Source organism: Paenibacillus stellifer, from assembly GCF_000758685.1.
Taxonomy (GTDB): Bacteria; Bacillota; Bacilli; order Paenibacillales; family Paenibacillaceae; genus Paenibacillus_AQ; species Paenibacillus_AQ stellifer.
On the sequence record NZ_CP009286.1, the window covers coordinates 3434033 to 3448783 of the forward strand.

Genomic DNA, 14751 nt, shown 5'->3' on the forward strand with positions numbered 1-14751 from the left:
ATTGTTAAGAGGAGATTGATGTTATATGATGACCATCCAGCAAAAAATGTACGAAACAACCGTAAAAGCCGTCGGAGGCCGCAGCGGCTATGTAGAATCCGCCGCCCCCGTTTTCTCTCAAAAAATCTCTACACCTCGCGAAATGGGCGGAGCCGGAGGAGAAGGCACCAACCCTGAGCAGCTGTTCGCCGCAGGCTATTCCGCATGCTTCGACAGCGCATTGAACATGGTTGCCCGCCAAAGCCGCATCAAGATCGAAGGCAGCGAAGTAACGGCTACCGTGAGCTTCGGCAAGGTGGAAGACGGCGGCTTCGGCATTGGGGTCAAGCTGGATGTGCTGGTCAAGGGTGTAGACCATGACACAGCCGTAACTCTCGTTAACGGCGCACATGCCGCATGCCCGTACTCCCGCGCCACTCGCGGCAACATCGCCGTGGAGATCAACGTCCTGGAAGAAGAACATTCCTTCGGCGGCGGGTATTGATTTCGGCTCTTTCACGATTATAATGGAAGAAGATTAAACTTTGGAAAATGAGGAAGCACCTCTTGACCGAAGCCCGGCGCATTTGTTCTGCGCCGACTTTGGATAAGGGGTGTTTTGTATGTATGGACAACTGAACAGCGCCTGCCTGTACGGCATTGAAGGCGTCATGATCAGCGTTGAAATCGATCTGGCCAATGGGCTGCCGCAGACCCATATCATTGGCCTGCCGGACTCCGCCATCCGCGAATCGGCGCTGAGAGTCCGCTCCGCTGTCCGCAACTGCGGCTTCCGCTACCCGCAGCAGCGGATTACCATCAACCTGGCGCCGGCCGATCTGCGCAAGGAAGGCTCTGCCTTCGACCTGGCTATTGCGGTCGGCATCCTGACTACGAGCGGTCAGCTAATCATGCCTTCCGCGAAGCGAATGCTGCTGATCGGCGAAGTGGCTCTCGACGGTAGTCTAAGACCCGTCACGGGTGTCTTGCCAATGGTGGAAGCCGCGCGGCGCGAAGGCTTTGAAGCCGTTCTGCTCCCGAGGAAGAACGCGGCGGAAGCAGCACTCATCAGCGGGGTGAAAGTATACGCTGCCGGCCACATTAACCAGCTTCGGGACAACTCTCTTGAGCCGGAATACAAAACGGCGGGAAGTGCAAATCGGGAAGCTGGTTCCTATCTGGCTCTCCCCTCGGACAATCCAGCGTCGCCTATTGCGGAGGACACGCCGGACGGAACAGCCTCACTTCCATTCCCGGTAACAGTGGACGGCGCTCCCGGTTTGAAGGAACCGGTAACAGCCTATTCATTGGAGCATCTTCGCTACATCTCTTCGCCCATTATCACGGAGCCGGCTGCTAATGCCGAAGAGGCGATGAAGGAAGACTACAGCGACGTAACCGGCCAGCATCATGTGAAGCGGGCGCTGACGATAGCCGCCGCCGGAATGCACAATATATTGCTGATTGGTCCACCCGGAACCGGCAAAACCATGATGATCAAGAGACTTCCCGGAATTCTTCCCGCCTTATCCGACAGTGAAGCGCTTGAGGTAACGAAGATCTTCAGTGCAGCCGGCAAGCTAATCGACGCCCGGCAAGGCTTGATCCGGGACAGGCCCTTCCGTTCCCCTCACCACACCATATCAGGAGCGGGGTTGATCGGCGGCGGAAGCGTTCCGAAGCCCGGCGAGGTAAGCCTTGCCCACCGGGGCATTCTGTTCCTCGACGAGCTTCCGGAATTCTCGCGCAGCGTTCTCGAAATGCTGCGTCAGCCGCTGGAGGATCATATTGTAACGATCAGCCGGGCGAGAGCCGCCTTCACATTCCCCGCCAGATTGATGCTGGCTGCGTCTATGAATCCCTGTCACTGCGGACTATTAGGAAGCGGCCATCCGGCGCAGCGCTGCACATGCAGTCCCGCACGCATCGCACAATACCGGGGACGCTTGTCGGGTCCGCTGCTTGACCGGATCGACCTTCAGGTAGAGGTCCCTCGCCCCAGGGACTTGGACAAAAAAACTGCCTCCCCCGGCTTGTCGACCGCCGATATGCGGTCACAAGTGGAAGAGGCCCACCGCCTTCAAGCCGCCCGTTACCGCAGACTGCCCATCTCCTGGAACAGCGAGCTGTACGGCGCCGCCCTGAAACGCCATGCCGATCCCGGCCCCGACGGCTCGCAGATGCTGCATGATCTGCTGGAGAATCTGGGCTTAAGCATGCGTTCGTATGACCGGATTCTTAAGCTCTCCCGGACCATCGCTGACTTGGAGTGTGCGGAACGTATCACTCCGGGACATATCGCCGAGGCGCTTCAATACCGCAATCTTGATAAACCTCCGGGCGACGGGGAATAACATCCAGACTTATGCAGGCTTATATGAGCATCAGGTATTCTCGGTCAGATGATTTCCAGGATGCTCAAATGGTTTTGCCGCCGTGGCGGTGCGGTCTTGTCGCATTATACGCCATCTTCTCTTGTATGGCCCGGTCGAGGTCGATGCCATAGTAGGCGCATGCATCCATCACCCGGATCACCACATCCGCCAGCTCTGACGGGATTCCGCAGGGCTTCCAGGTTTCATCAACCGGTTCCCGGGAAATGTGACGCTCACCGTCCGTCTTTTTTTCGTACCAGGTGGATTCCGGAGCAGCGCCGTTCCGGTAATCCTCAAGGGCTTCAGATAGCTCGCTGTGCATAAGGGCGATCACTTCACCGAAGGTGCGTCCGCCTCCATCATACCAGCCCTTGTCCAGCGCAGTTTGATGTACCTGGGCGCTCAGCTCATTCATAGTCGGCATATTATACGAACTCCTTCTTTACATCATTCGAATCTATCGTTTTACAGCCTATTATTATAGAAGAAAAAAATTCGCGGCATCGTGCAGCAACTCTTCAATCGCCCTCGTCAGTCCGTTCTTCTGACTGTTTTTCGCCTGAAAACTCGGCAGTTTTCAAGATATCCATCATGTTCTCGAATGAGACCGGACGGTAATCCCACAGCTCGACACTTACATTGAAATGCTGTATGCCTTCGTATTTCTGGCCATGGATATGACCGTGCACATTGACATAAGGCATGTGACGGTTCATATAGAGCGGCTCATGAGTCAGCAGAAAAAAATCCTTATAGATAAGCCCATGCTCACTCACCTCAGCAAAGCCGGCGTCAAGCCACCAGCTCCGGGAACGGCCCCGGTCATGATTGCCGAGAATAAGCGTGATTCGCCCGTTCAGTCGCTTAACTATGTTCGCTGTGTCGCTTTTATTCATGAATGAAAAATCCCCTAAATGGAACACTTGATCCCCGGCTCCAACCGTTTCATTCCAGGCTGCAATCATGGCCTCATTCATATGTGGCACATCGCGAAAAGGACGGGATTCATAATCCATAATCGCCCGGTGCCCGAAATGATGATCAGAAGTAAAGAACACGTTAGCCACTGCAAAGCCCCCCACTTGAATTTATCTTTGGTTTAGGATGCATACAAAAAATAAGGAGTCGCCGATCCGCAAGCGCAGCTCGTTGTCAGGCAACGATTTCACTTATCGTATCATACGACATCCTATTAGTGACGTTTATTAAGTCTTTGACTGCTGTTCGTCCTCATTAGTTCGGAGATAGTAGGTGCGGCCTCATTGTCGACAAGCCACTGTCTCATCAGCTTGATCGCTTCAATTTGCCCTGCACCGTTGTCCCGCCAGGTTAACAGCTCGATAACTTGGATGATCAGCATCATCAGACTTGCGTTACTGCTCTGCGACTGATCGGCCCGGATTTTTTGAATGAGAGCCTCATTCTTCCAGTCTATCAATATTTCTTCGGCAATGGCCGGACGCATCACAGAGAAGGTTTGATGGCAAGTAGTGCAGTTAATGGAAAGAACCGGTTCGCTGCCGAATACGACCCCGATTTCCTGCCCGCACTGTTGGCAAGCAAACTTCACTTGTATTTCAAAAGGTTGTTGACTCACTCGGACAGCCTCCTCCCGGGTGTATTGGAAAGGTTACACTATTGTATACCCATTTCCGATCAAAACTGACCCAAAGCAACAAGTTACGGTTCTCTTTTCTGCATGATCTCAAGCTCCGGCGGGCACTGCCATTCAACCACCATATCAGGCGGATTTGCACTTTTTATCATATACACAAGCTGCTTCAAAAGGCGTCGGGTATATGATGCAGCGAAGCAATACTCATATCCGGCTTCAGGCGAACGGCGATGACATCGAAAGCAACAGGCTCGTTATCTCTTCGGGTAGTATGCAGAAAGACAGCAGCAGTCCGGCGGACCTGATCCCGCTTACGAATATCCACCGCCTCTTCCGGTGTACCGAGAGTCCCTGATCCGCTTCGGCTGCGCACCTCGATAAAGATAAGAACCCCTGCTTTCATCGCGATGATATCCAGCTCTCCTGTCCGGCATCGCCAGTTTCGTTCCAGCACGCGGTAGCCTTTGGAAGATAAATACAGCACCGCCGCCTCTTCTGCTGCCTGCCCTTTTTGCCTGCGAGTGCAAGCTTCTCCGGCAGCCCCGTTATGACTATCACCCGATCTTCGGGATGCTTCCTTGCTGCTCATTCTCTCTCCCGATTCTTCGCAGCGGAATCGCTTTGGTATACGTAGCTTAAAATTTCGGCTACGAGTTGATACAATTCCGGAGGGATCTGCTGGTCGAGATCCAGCTTGGACAAGACTTCAACGAGAGCGGCATCCTCCTGGACAGTGACGCCGCTTTCTTTGGCCCTCTTCAGGATCTCATCGGCCACATATCCCCTGCCTTTGGCCACGACAACCGGTGCATCCGTCTCGCCAGGTGTATATTTCAAGGCAACCGCTTTTTTAAACAGGCTGCGGCTGCGGTCTTCAGGCTCGTTCATACCCGGTAATCCACTCCTCTATAGGAATCGGGAAAATAATCGGAGGGCGTTCCGTGGGCTTTGACCAAAGAGTCTCCATTCTTGACAGGGAGCGGCTCGGCTTTTAGCGACGAGAGCTGATAGCCAATACCCTCCACCGCCGTCTGAATCTGGTCACGAGTCGTTTCGAACAAATCCCGTGCCCATGATTCGTCATTATGCAGCTTCAGGCTTACGATCCGGTCCACCACCTGCACATCCACAAGTGTCCGGCCTATAGCCTTCATATCCAAGTCGAACCAGAGCCGGCAGTTCGATGCATCCAGTTCACCTTTGCGGCCTCTTCTGGACTGGATATGCACGGAAGCCGTCTCCGTTCCGTCTGGCCCCTTGAGCGGCAGGAATAAGGTAACCTGTGCAAAAGGTGCCGTCCGGTCCGTGTTCAACAGCAGCTGCTGACCGGTCAGATTCTGTACCAGCTGCCCCGCCGTGTCCTTAAGCGCAGGCGGCAGCACGCCTGAATCCATGGCCTGAAGCAGCAGTCCCTTCACGGTTTCCGCCGCGCGGGCAGCACCGCCCTGCGCGTCCGCGTCCGCTGCGCCGGCATGCTGCGCGCCGGCACGCACTGCCAGCTGCTCGTGCTCCGCACCGAGCAGCTTGAGCACCTTGGCCACCCAGGCTCCGCCTTGGGCGGCCTGATCTTGCTGCGGCTGCCCTGCCGCCGCAGCATTCTGCCCGGCCGCATTCTCCGGCCGGGCCGCTGCCGTCCCCGCCGCGCTCTGCGGCGGGGTGCCGTCTGCGAGCTGCGGAAGCGTGTCCCGCAGCTCGGCCAGCACGCCCTGCAGCTTCGCCAGCAGGGCTTCGGGCCGCGCGGGCACAGCGCGCGCGGCCTCTTCCCCGGCCGGCCGTGCCTGGCCGGGGGCGGCGTCAGCCTGCGGGGCAGCGCCGTCCCGCAGGCGTGGGTTCTCGGCCGCCGCAGCGCGGGCGGCCGGCCCCTCTGGCGGCGGATCAGCTGCCGCCGCCGATAAGCTGGCGGCTTCAGCCGGATTCCCGCCAGCGCCCGCCGCCCTTGCTGCCGCGTTGTTTCTCGCGGCATCCTGGCCCGATCCCTCCTGGATGGGATCGCCCGCTTGGCCGCCGGTTGGAGCGGCGGCCGATCCGCCTGCAGATGTCTCCGTATCTGCTGGCGGCATGCCGGCAGCTGCTGCGCCGTGTGCCGGCTGCTGCTTCCCAGCGGTATCCGTCAACCGGGATGCCGCAGTGTTGGAGCCGCTTTCCGCCGGAAGAATATCCGGTTCGGCCAAGCCCGGATTCGGAGTGTTTGGGCTTGCGGCCTTGCCCTCGGCTCTTCCGGCGCCTTCTCCGGTGTTAGCCTTGTTACCCACCGCAGCATTATCGGTTGCCGAGTCCGTTGAACCGTCTTGAGCCGCTTGACCAGCCGGATTTCCCGCTCCAGAAGCGATACCCTGTTTGGCTTCCTTAAGAGAAGCTGTTTCAGCTCCTGCGGCAGCTTGTCCGTTCAGCAGCGTCTGGTTCTGGGCCGTTTGCGGCTTCGCAGCTACGGCCTCGTCCTCCAATTGCCCGATCAATTGCATGACCTGCTCTTCCAAATTGGACAGCAGCTCATGCAGCGGAGGGCCGAACACGGCCTGTTGAATACCCTTCACACTCTCTGGGGTGACAGGCAGTCCCCTCTTCAGCGAGATCACTGCAGACTCCAACCATTCTTGAACCGGTACAGCCGAAGGCTTGGCATCCAGAATCGTTTTAAGCTGGGCAGCACTCTCCTTCGTCAAAGGGAGACCTCCAGACTGCATGGCTTGAACGATTTCCTTACCGCCTTTCACATCGGTAAGCCCAAGCGTCTCCAGCGCTTCTCCCATTGTAAGCCCAGCGGCAACTGAATTGCCGGATAGATATGGCTTCAGCACCGGCAGCCCTTCCTCATTGGGAGGAGCCACTTGAAGCGTCATTGCCTGACCTGCTTGAACCGGGGCTTCCAGCTCCGCGCGGACCGGAGTCCCCTGGATCTGAACCACCGCTTCCTTACCGGAATCGGATACGCTGAGGACGACACCGCGGACGACCTGGCCTTCTTTCAGATCCAGCGCCTTTGCTTCTCCGGGCTTAGTATCGCCCAATAGACCGCGAATCAAAGATCCGATATTCATTACAGCCTGCCTCCTCTCCCCATTAACTCTCTGATACTAATATCGGCTGAAAGCGTCCGTTTGGAGAGTCTTGGTATCAGGATTACGTCTGCTCACGATAATAGCGGATTTCAGAACAGCATGATCTGCTCTGTCAGAATGTTGCCCAGGAAGCTGCGCCGATGCATTGGCGACGGCCCGAATTCGGCGATCCGTTCCCGGTGCAGCTTCGTCGCATATCCTTTATGTATAGCGATCCCGTAATGGGGATATGTCTCTTCCCACACTCCTTCACACAGCCGGTCGCGGGTCACCTTGGCCACGATCGAGGCTGCTGCGATGGACTGGCTGTTCGCATCACCTTTGATGATCGCCTGCTGCGGCAGTTCGATGTCGATCTTCTCGGCATCTACCAGCATATAATCCGGCGAGGTTTCAAGCCGCTCAACGGCCAGCTTCATGGCAAGCCTCGATGCCTGCTTGATGTTGATCTCATCTATAACGGATGCATCCACATGGCCGATCCCAACGGCAACCGCCTGCTCCATAATCAGCTCGAATAACGCATCGCGTTTCTTAGAAGTCAGCTTCTTCGAATCGTCAACACCGTCTATGATCAGGCCCTCCGGTAAAATCACCGCAGCAGCCACCACATCTCCGAACAAGCAGCCTCTTCCCACCTCGTCCACACCGGCAATATGCCGATATGAGCTGCACCACACTTCTTTTTCATACTGCAGCATATCCAATTCCATATTCTTCACCCACCGGCCCTTTATTGCACTTCCGCGTTATTTGTACAGCTTACCACAGGCCGCGTCCGGCGGCATCCCCCAAATCTCCCGGCTTTCGGTAAAAATTGACCAATCGTCGATTCCGTCCAACGCAAAAAAGAACCGCCGATCTTCATCGGCCGGTTCTTCCGGTCTTGTGGGTGTATTAACCCTCCATTTTCTCAAAAATGTTCAGGACACTGTCCTATTTTCCTGGAGCCTCAAGAGAGAAGCGGCCCAGCTTGCCGGCCCGAAGCTCGTGTAGAAGCGTTCGGGAGGCTTTCTCCAGATCCACTCTGCCTCCGCTGACCAGACAACCCCGCTTTCGGCCGATCGCTTCCATTACAGTCACGATTTCATCCGGGTTATCGAGATCCTCAGGAAGCTTCTCTATGCCGTATCGCTCCTTGAAGCGGTCTCCGTAATCTTGCATCAGAAATTTAATCGCATAGAACGCGATGTCCTCGACATTGAGAATCTCCTCACGGATTGCGCCGGTAATGGCCAAGCGATACCCAACCATCTGATCTTCAAACTTGGGCCACAAAATACCCGGGGTATCAAGCAGCTCCAGATCGCCCCCGGTTTTGATCCATTGCTGTCCCTTGGTCACGCCCGGACGGTCTCCCGTCGCTGCGATATTTTTCCCGGCCATCCGGTTGATCAGCGTCGACTTGCCTACATTGGGAATGCCCACTATGAGTGCGCGCATGGCACGGGGGTTCATCCCCTTGGCAATCTGCCGGTCGATCTTCTCCTTCAGGAGCAGACGCACCTGATCCGGAATTTCCTTCACTCCGCTGCCAGTCGAGGCATCGACCGGATGCGCCACATGACCTTCTGCGCGAAAATAGGCAAGCCACTTCTTGGTCGCCTCAGCATCCGCCAAATCGCTTTTGTTCAGAATAATCAGCCTTGGCTTGTCCTTCAAAATATCGTCAATCATCGGATTGCGGCTGGACAGCGGAAGGCGGGCATCAAGAAGTTCGATGACAACATCAATCAGCTTCAGTTTGTCTTCGATTTGCCTTCTGGCCTTGGTCATATGACCTGGAAACCATTGTATGGTCACTGCCCGTCGCCTCCTTTGAATGTTGTCTGCAATTAGTGTTTAATCCATTCCATATCGGATACCGGCCAGAAAATGACGTCAGCCCGTCCGACAATTTCTCCGAGCGACACATAACCGATCATGCGGCTGTCCGTGCTGTCTGAACGGTTATCGCCCATGACGAACACATGACCCGCCGGTACTGTACCGTCCTTGAAGTCTTCATTTGGAAAGTCTTTGTTGTTATACAGCTTGTTATTCTTATGGGCATCGTCAATAGCATCCTGAATATAGGTTTCGTTCACGGTCTTTCCATTAACCGTAACGACATCGCCCTCCACCTTGACGGTATCTCCAGCCACACCGATTACCCGTTTAATGAAATCCCTGCCCTCCGAAGGCACATGAAAGACGATAACCTCTCCCCGCTTCGGAGACCGCATATCGTATAAAATCTCATTAACAATAACCCGCTCGCCGGTATGAAAATTCGGCTGCATGGACGGTCCGTCCACAATGAACGGCTTAAATAACAGCCAGCGAATCAGAATGACCAGAACCAAGGCGATTGCGATCGCTTTTACCCATTCCAGGACTTCATTCTTCTTCTTCGGGGGCGTGCCCTGTACTTGACCTTCTTCCTGTACCTGGCCTTCTCCCTCTCCCTGTCCACCCTGCTGCAAATCCTGCTGCATGGTTCACCGTCCTCTCGTTAACTCAACCTAAACTGCCGCAAAATTAAGAAGAAACGGATGCGCCGGCCTGCTGTGGCGGCACCCGTTTCTCTTCATCCATTGAAGGAGCATACTTATAAGCCGAAACAGAACCGTCAGGCTTATCGTCATATTGCTAAACGAAAGGGGCTTGAAATCAAGCCCCTCCCCTCTGCCGCTGGATTAGCGACGAATTTCTTTAATTCTAGCAGCCTTACCGCGCAGTTCACGCAGGTAGTACAGCTTGGCACGACGAACTTTACCGTGGCGAGTTACTTCGATTTTATCAATCTTCGGCGAGTTGATTGGGAAAGTTCTTTCCACACCAACGCCGTAAGAAATTTTACGAACCGTAAAAGTCTCGCTGATTCCGCCGCCGCGGCGCTTGATTACAACGCCTTCGAACAGCTGGATACGTTCGCGGCTACCCTCGATAACCTTAACATGCACTTTCAGTGTGTCGCCAGCACGAAAGCTAGGGATATCTTTGCGCAGCTGCTCTTTCGTAATCTCTTGTAAAATATTCATTAAGGACTTCCTCCTTCCGTACAGGTGTTCATGCCTCCTCCGGAGAACCTCGTTCTCCTTCATCATCCGCAGCGGACCACCGTATTCCACACAACAAAAATTATTCTAGCATATCACAATGCTTAAATCAACCTTTTTATCCCGTTACAGAGGAAGCATATCCCGTTTTCTGGCTTTGTCGCGGCAGTCCTTGCACAAACCTGTAACCGTTCCATCATCCTGCGCGTAAAAGATCAGCTTTCCGTTTTTCTTTTTACAGCTTGAGCAGGGCTGCTCTTCGGAATGCTGCCTTGCCCTGCGGTGCGCGTCAAGAGGTATGACATTGTTCTTTCGCTTCTGCACATTCCTTGAATTTCGAAACCGGGTTACGGCATACACGGAGGCGGCAGCCAGCACAATCAGCAGGAGTACAAGATATCGCATCGCAGGTTTCCTTTCTATAGAGGCTTTATTTAATTATTATTATACGGGAATTGTTTTTTATGAAACAAGTTTTTCCATTATTTGATGACGTCTACTCGACTTTGGTCCAGGGAATTTTACGGTCCCGGGTCTCTGTTAGTATTTTTTCCCACCCGATATAATAAACGCATACATAACCGGATGACATCACGAATATCAGAACAACAAGAAGCCAAGGAGGCTAATAACAATGAAACACAAATGGAGCACGGCAGCCATTGCCGGTATCATAACGGCTCTGCTCCTGTCGGGCTGCACACCGTTGCCTGGAAAGAGCGCGGAAGACAAGCAGGAGAATTCAGATAACAGCATTGAAGAAGCAGCGAGGTCGATAGGCGATTCCGTCCGCCAAGGAGTAGGCACAGCCGTAGACAGCGCGGCTAAGGTTGTGGAGAGCACAACCGATCTTGCGACTGACCGTCTGAGTTCTTCCGGAATGAAGAAGGAGATCGTCTACAGCACGGAGTCCGGCAGCGGAACGGCGCTGAGAGTGGAAAGTTCTGTCGGTGATATCGAAGTAAAGCGAGGCAGCGGGTCCCAGTTGAAAATTTCCGCAACCATTACTGCGTATAAAACCGTCGGTCGCCAAGATCATCGGCAGGAAATTCTGGACCATGCGGTCGTGGAAGCCAAACAATCCGGAGGGGAGTGGACAGTCTATACCCATTCCAGCGAGGATGCAGATACTGATTTGTGGACCTGGGCCAACCGCCAATATGATACCTCCGACCTTACCATATCCTATGTCATCGAAGTGCCCGATAGTATGAACCAATTCGTCATCCGAAGTGATGTTGGCCGGATCAATACACGGGGATTAAACGGTACTTACGACGTAACTAGCGATGTCGGCAGCATCAATGTGAAAGACGCCCATATAACCGGCGATTCCAGCATCGGCACGGACACGGGAACAATCAACCTCGATCTCTCTGGTATTGACAGTAGCTCCAAGTTGAAAGTCAGCTCTGAAGTCGGCAGTATCACCGCCTCCCTGGACTCATCCGTTGCTTGTACGCTGGAAGCCCATGCCGAGTTGGGCGGCGTTCGCGGCGTATCCTCCGGAAGAACCGACATCAACGGCGGCGGTCCAGTGGTGACCCTGAACTCCTCGGTCGGATCGATTAAAGTGGCCAAATGAGGTAGCAGCTTGATGATCAGCACAAAGAAACCGCGTTCCGGCTGGAACGCGGTTTCTTATTTACGATCGGAGTAGCGGGATTCGAACCCACGGCCTCACCCACCCCAAGGGTGCGCGCTACCAGACTGCGCCATACCCCGATGCTTTCTCCCGAGCCACACAAGGGCTGGAGAAATTTCTCACAAGGAATATTATAACGCAGAGCGGCAGCTTCGCGCAAGACTATTTGCCAATTTGGCAGGTTGGGCCGTCCTCCGTATAGTCGCAATTAAGAGGCAATTCCATAATGATTTGACTATAGAAAAGGATAATGTATCTCTATTGTCGAACTTCGCAATACACCACAAAAAGGGGAATCGACAATGAATGACAAAATTAAAGGACTCATATTGGGTTTGTCCATCGGCTCTTTGCTCACCGGAGCTACCGCATTCGCAGCAACTGGCGTCAACATCAATGTTGTAACTAAAAAGTTAAGCATCTACCTCGATGGGTCTAAGAAGACTTCTGCAACTGGATTTATTTACAAGGGCACGACATACATTCCGGTTAAAAGTGCTGGAACCGCAATCGGTAAACAAGTAGGTTTATATGGTGATAGTTTATACATAGGTAAGCAGCCAACCGTAAAAGTGTCTGCCTCTCAAGCAGTTGAATTAGTTCAGAAGAAATACGGCCCTTTCTCATCGGGTTACATTGTAGAAGTTGACAGTGAATCATCAACTATATATACAGTCCATGTATACGAGGTCGTGATTGATGATCAATCAACGGGTGTAGGACATACCGCAACCTTCAATTGGTACGATGTAGATAAATATACCGGGGCCATAACTCCAATGTTCGATTTTTGATCTATGAATGGTCTATAATTTCTTATTTCACTGTTCGCCCATCCCTTTTCAGAAGTATAGAACGCGAATCCATCTTCAGAGAAATTTTCAAAATAATTCTTCAATATCTACTTAAATTTTGTAGAATTTCAGAATGTGCTGTGCTATACTGTGTCTACAAGGAAAGGAGGTGCGTTCACATTAGTAATGACATGTTGAACGTATCCCTTACCCGGACCATTGGCTAACTAACAGGCTTTTGGTGGCGCGGGATACGGTTCAGAAATGAAGCGCCTCGGGTAGAAAGACCGTCTTCGGACGGTCTTTTTTATTGCCTTTTTTTCACGAAGGTCATTCTGATGCTGTATGCAAAAAAACCGCCATGCGCGAACGGTGTTCACATTAGGCGGTTCTCGAGGTATGGTTTCTCTGCTTGCTAGGGCAGGAGGTCTGGCACTTACGATTTGCGATTGGTGTAAAAGTCAATGATATCGCTAACCGTGCGGAGCGGCTCCGCTTCCTTCCGGATCGGGTTCGAGTCCGGCTTGCAGTCGTCATGCGTATTCGTAGTCATCTAGTTCATCCTTTCGCTGGTTCAGCCTTCTCTGTTGTGTGCGGCATCACTATTAATTACCCCAAAACCGGGGATCTTGACACCTTAACAGTATATGGATGAGATGAACGTTTTATGACGGCGATTCCCCCTGCAAAATCAAATTCATATCTCCCGAACCTTCGGTTCGCCTTCTCTCTGGAATCTCAAGTGCTTATGTTGGCGAAACGATCGCGTCCTACTGCTCCATCTCGGCCTTCAGCCGCTTCAGCACCTTATGATCCCCTTCGCTCAGCTCCGCCTGCTCCAGCAGATCCGGTCTTCGTTCCAGTGTGCGTCTCAGCGACTGCTCCCGCCGCCAGGCTTCGATATTCGCATGATGCCCGCTCAGCAGCATATCCGGCACCTTCCAGCCTCGGAACTCCGGCGGACGGGTATAGTGCGGGTATTCCAGCAGCCCTGTGCTGAAGGAGTCGGTAATCGCAGATGTCTCGTTGCCGAGCGCACCCGGCTGCAGACGAACCACCGCGTCGATGACCGTCAATGCCGGAAGCTCGCCTCCGGTCAGGACATAGTCTCCGATGGACAGCTCGTCCGTAACGAGATGCTCCCGAATGCGTTCATCATAGCCCTCGTAATGGCCGCAGATGAAGATCAGATGCTGCTCCTTGGAGAGTTCCTCCGCGATCCGCTGATCGAAGGGCCGGCCCTGCGGGCACATCAGAATAATCCGCGGCTTGGCGTTAGCAGCCGGGACCTCATCGGTGTTGGCCCTATTCGCCACCGATTCCGCTGGTTCCACCGGAAGCGCCGTTTCCACTCCGGCCAAAGCCTCGGAAGCTAACGGAGCTTGGGCGGAATGGCGCTCCCCCAGCACATGCTCCACCGCAGCGAAAATCGGGTCCGGCTTCAGCACCATCCCGCCACCTCCGCCGTACGGCGTATCATCGACGCTGCCATGCTTGTTGCCGGAAAAATCCCGGAAATTCACCGCCTGAAGGCGGGCAATTCCTTTGTCCCGAGCCTTGCCCAGGATGCTTGTCCCGAATACGGCTTCACACATCTCCGGAAAAAGCGTCAGCACATCGATCCGTATCATCACAGCAGTCCTTCCATCACATGGACCTTTACCTTCTTGCCCGGCACATCCACGTCGAGAACCACATCATCGATTACCGGGATCAGCAGATCCTGGCCCTTGGGCCGCTTCACAACCCACACATCATTCGCCCCGGGCGTCAAAATCTCGGTGATCACCCCAAGCTTGCCGTCATCCGGGTTATCGCTGTACACTTCACAGCCGATAATATCGTGGAAATAATACTCGTTGTCCGGCAGCTCCACCCGATCCTCGGATGTCACCTTGATCAGGCTGCCTTTATATTTTTCCATCTGGTTGATATCATGATAGCCCTTCAGCTTCACGATGTACATTCCTTTATGCTCCCGGGATGATTCAACCGTAACTTCCAGCCGCTCCTTGCCGTCCTCCGGCATAATCAGCAGCTGACTTCCCGGCGCAAACCGGACTTCCGGAAAATCCGTGCGGGACAGAACTTTGATTTCTCCGCGTATTCCATGCGTATTGACCAGCTTGCCGACCGTTAACAACGTTTCCGACATAACATCCGCTCCCTTGCCTGTTCTCTTCTATTTATAACGTTCCCCCGCGCCTGCAGTCTATGCCGTAAGGAACGGGGATCTCAATAAT

Annotated in this window: 17 protein-coding genes and 1 tRNA gene; 4 read left to right on the forward strand and 14 right to left on the reverse strand. The window is 53.8% G+C overall.

Going from position 1 to position 14751, the window contains the following annotated elements; translation table 11 throughout:
• Positions 1 to 25: 25 nt before the first annotated feature.
• Both PSTEL_RS15835 and PSTEL_RS15840 read left to right on the forward strand, forming a co-directional pair.
• Entirely contained in the window at positions 26 to 484 is a 459-nt protein-coding gene (locus PSTEL_RS15835; RefSeq protein WP_038696764.1) for an organic hydroperoxide resistance protein, read from the forward strand.
• Between the two features lie 118 nt (positions 485 to 602).
• Entirely contained in the window at positions 603 to 2333 is a 1731-nt protein-coding gene (locus PSTEL_RS15840) for a YifB family Mg chelatase-like AAA ATPase (protein WP_038696766.1), read from the forward strand.
• Positions 2334 to 2397: 64 nt separating this feature from the next.
• Here PSTEL_RS15840 and PSTEL_RS15845 read toward each other — a convergent pair whose 3' ends face one another.
• The 11 genes from PSTEL_RS15845 to PSTEL_RS15895 all read right to left on the reverse strand — a co-directional run bounded on the left by PSTEL_RS15845 (position 2398) and on the right by PSTEL_RS15895 (position 10474).
• Positions 2398 to 2778 carry a nucleoside triphosphate pyrophosphohydrolase family protein gene (locus PSTEL_RS15845; RefSeq protein ID WP_038696769.1) on the reverse strand — a complete coding sequence of 127 codons (381 nt, stop codon included), beginning with the start codon at positions 2776 to 2778 and terminating at the stop codon, positions 2398 to 2400.
• 94 nt (positions 2779 to 2872) lie between these two features.
• Positions 2873 to 3421, reverse strand: a complete 549-nt coding sequence (locus PSTEL_RS15850) for a metallophosphoesterase (RefSeq protein WP_038696771.1) — start codon at positions 3419 to 3421, stop codon at positions 2873 to 2875.
• Between the two features lie 125 nt (positions 3422 to 3546).
• Positions 3547 to 3951, reverse strand: a complete 405-nt coding sequence (locus PSTEL_RS15855) for a hypothetical protein (protein WP_156995882.1) — start codon at positions 3949 to 3951, stop codon at positions 3547 to 3549.
• 184 nt (positions 3952 to 4135) lie between these two features.
• A complete protein-coding gene (locus PSTEL_RS15860; RefSeq protein ID WP_052098547.1) occupies positions 4136 to 4558 on the reverse strand; it encodes a YraN family protein in 423 nt (140 codons plus the stop codon).
• Positions 4555 to 4857: an EscU/YscU/HrcU family type III secretion system export apparatus switch protein gene (locus tag PSTEL_RS15865; RefSeq protein WP_038696773.1), complete on the reverse strand. Its 303-nt coding sequence runs from the start codon at positions 4855 to 4857 to the stop codon at positions 4555 to 4557. The genes PSTEL_RS15860 and PSTEL_RS15865 overlap by 4 nt, the downstream gene beginning before the upstream one ends.
• Positions 4854 to 7007: a hypothetical protein gene (locus tag PSTEL_RS15870; protein WP_038696775.1), complete on the reverse strand. Its 2154-nt coding sequence runs from the start codon at positions 7005 to 7007 to the stop codon at positions 4854 to 4856. The genes PSTEL_RS15865 and PSTEL_RS15870 overlap by 4 nt, the downstream gene beginning before the upstream one ends.
• Positions 7008 to 7117: 110 nt before the next feature.
• Positions 7118 to 7741 (reverse strand): ribonuclease HII, encoded by a 624-nt coding sequence (locus tag PSTEL_RS15875; RefSeq protein ID WP_084065122.1) that lies wholly within the window; start codon positions 7739 to 7741, stop codon positions 7118 to 7120.
• A gap of 223 nt (positions 7742 to 7964) precedes the next feature.
• Positions 7965 to 8831 carry a ribosome biogenesis GTPase YlqF gene (ylqF, locus tag PSTEL_RS15880; RefSeq protein ID WP_038696777.1) on the reverse strand — a complete coding sequence of 289 codons (867 nt, stop codon included), beginning with the start codon at positions 8829 to 8831 and terminating at the stop codon, positions 7965 to 7967.
• A 32-nt stretch (positions 8832 to 8863) separates the two neighbouring features.
• Positions 8864 to 9505 carry a signal peptidase I gene (gene lepB, locus PSTEL_RS15885; protein ID WP_038696779.1) on the reverse strand — a complete coding sequence of 214 codons (642 nt, stop codon included), beginning with the start codon at positions 9503 to 9505 and terminating at the stop codon, positions 8864 to 8866.
• Positions 9506 to 9706: 201 nt separating this feature from the next.
• Entirely contained in the window at positions 9707 to 10051 is a 345-nt protein-coding gene (gene rplS, locus PSTEL_RS15890; protein ID WP_038696781.1) for a 50S ribosomal protein L19, read from the reverse strand.
• A 144-nt stretch (positions 10052 to 10195) separates the two neighbouring features.
• Positions 10196 to 10474 (reverse strand): hypothetical protein, encoded by a 279-nt coding sequence (locus PSTEL_RS15895; protein WP_038696783.1) that lies wholly within the window; start codon positions 10472 to 10474, stop codon positions 10196 to 10198.
• Between the two features lie 229 nt (positions 10475 to 10703).
• On the opposite strand from PSTEL_RS15895, the gene PSTEL_RS15900 reads away from it, so the two are divergent.
• Positions 10704 to 11654, forward strand: a complete 951-nt coding sequence (locus PSTEL_RS15900; RefSeq protein ID WP_038696785.1) for a DUF4097 family beta strand repeat-containing protein — start codon at positions 10704 to 10706, stop codon at positions 11652 to 11654.
• 66 nt (positions 11655 to 11720) lie between these two features.
• On the opposite strand, the gene PSTEL_RS15905 is transcribed toward PSTEL_RS15900, so the two are convergent.
• Positions 11721 to 11794 (reverse strand) — tRNA-Pro (locus tag PSTEL_RS15905).
• Positions 11795 to 12016: 222 nt separating this feature from the next.
• Between PSTEL_RS15905 and PSTEL_RS15910 the strand changes: the two genes are divergently transcribed.
• A complete protein-coding gene (locus PSTEL_RS15910) occupies positions 12017 to 12508 on the forward strand; it encodes a hypothetical protein (protein ID WP_038696787.1) in 492 nt (163 codons plus the stop codon).
• 770 nt (positions 12509 to 13278) lie between these two features.
• Here PSTEL_RS15910 and trmD read toward each other — a convergent pair.
• Together trmD and rimM are read right to left on the reverse strand one after the other, a co-directional pair.
• Positions 13279 to 14136 carry a tRNA (guanosine(37)-N1)-methyltransferase TrmD gene (gene trmD, locus PSTEL_RS15915; RefSeq protein ID WP_038701061.1) on the reverse strand — a complete coding sequence of 286 codons (858 nt, stop codon included), beginning with the start codon at positions 14134 to 14136 and terminating at the stop codon, positions 13279 to 13281.
• Between the two features lie 2 nt (positions 14137 to 14138).
• Positions 14139 to 14663 carry a ribosome maturation factor RimM gene (gene rimM / locus PSTEL_RS15920; RefSeq protein WP_038696789.1) on the reverse strand — a complete coding sequence of 175 codons (525 nt, stop codon included), beginning with the start codon at positions 14661 to 14663 and terminating at the stop codon, positions 14139 to 14141.
• Between the last annotated feature and the right edge of the window lie 88 nt (positions 14664 to 14751).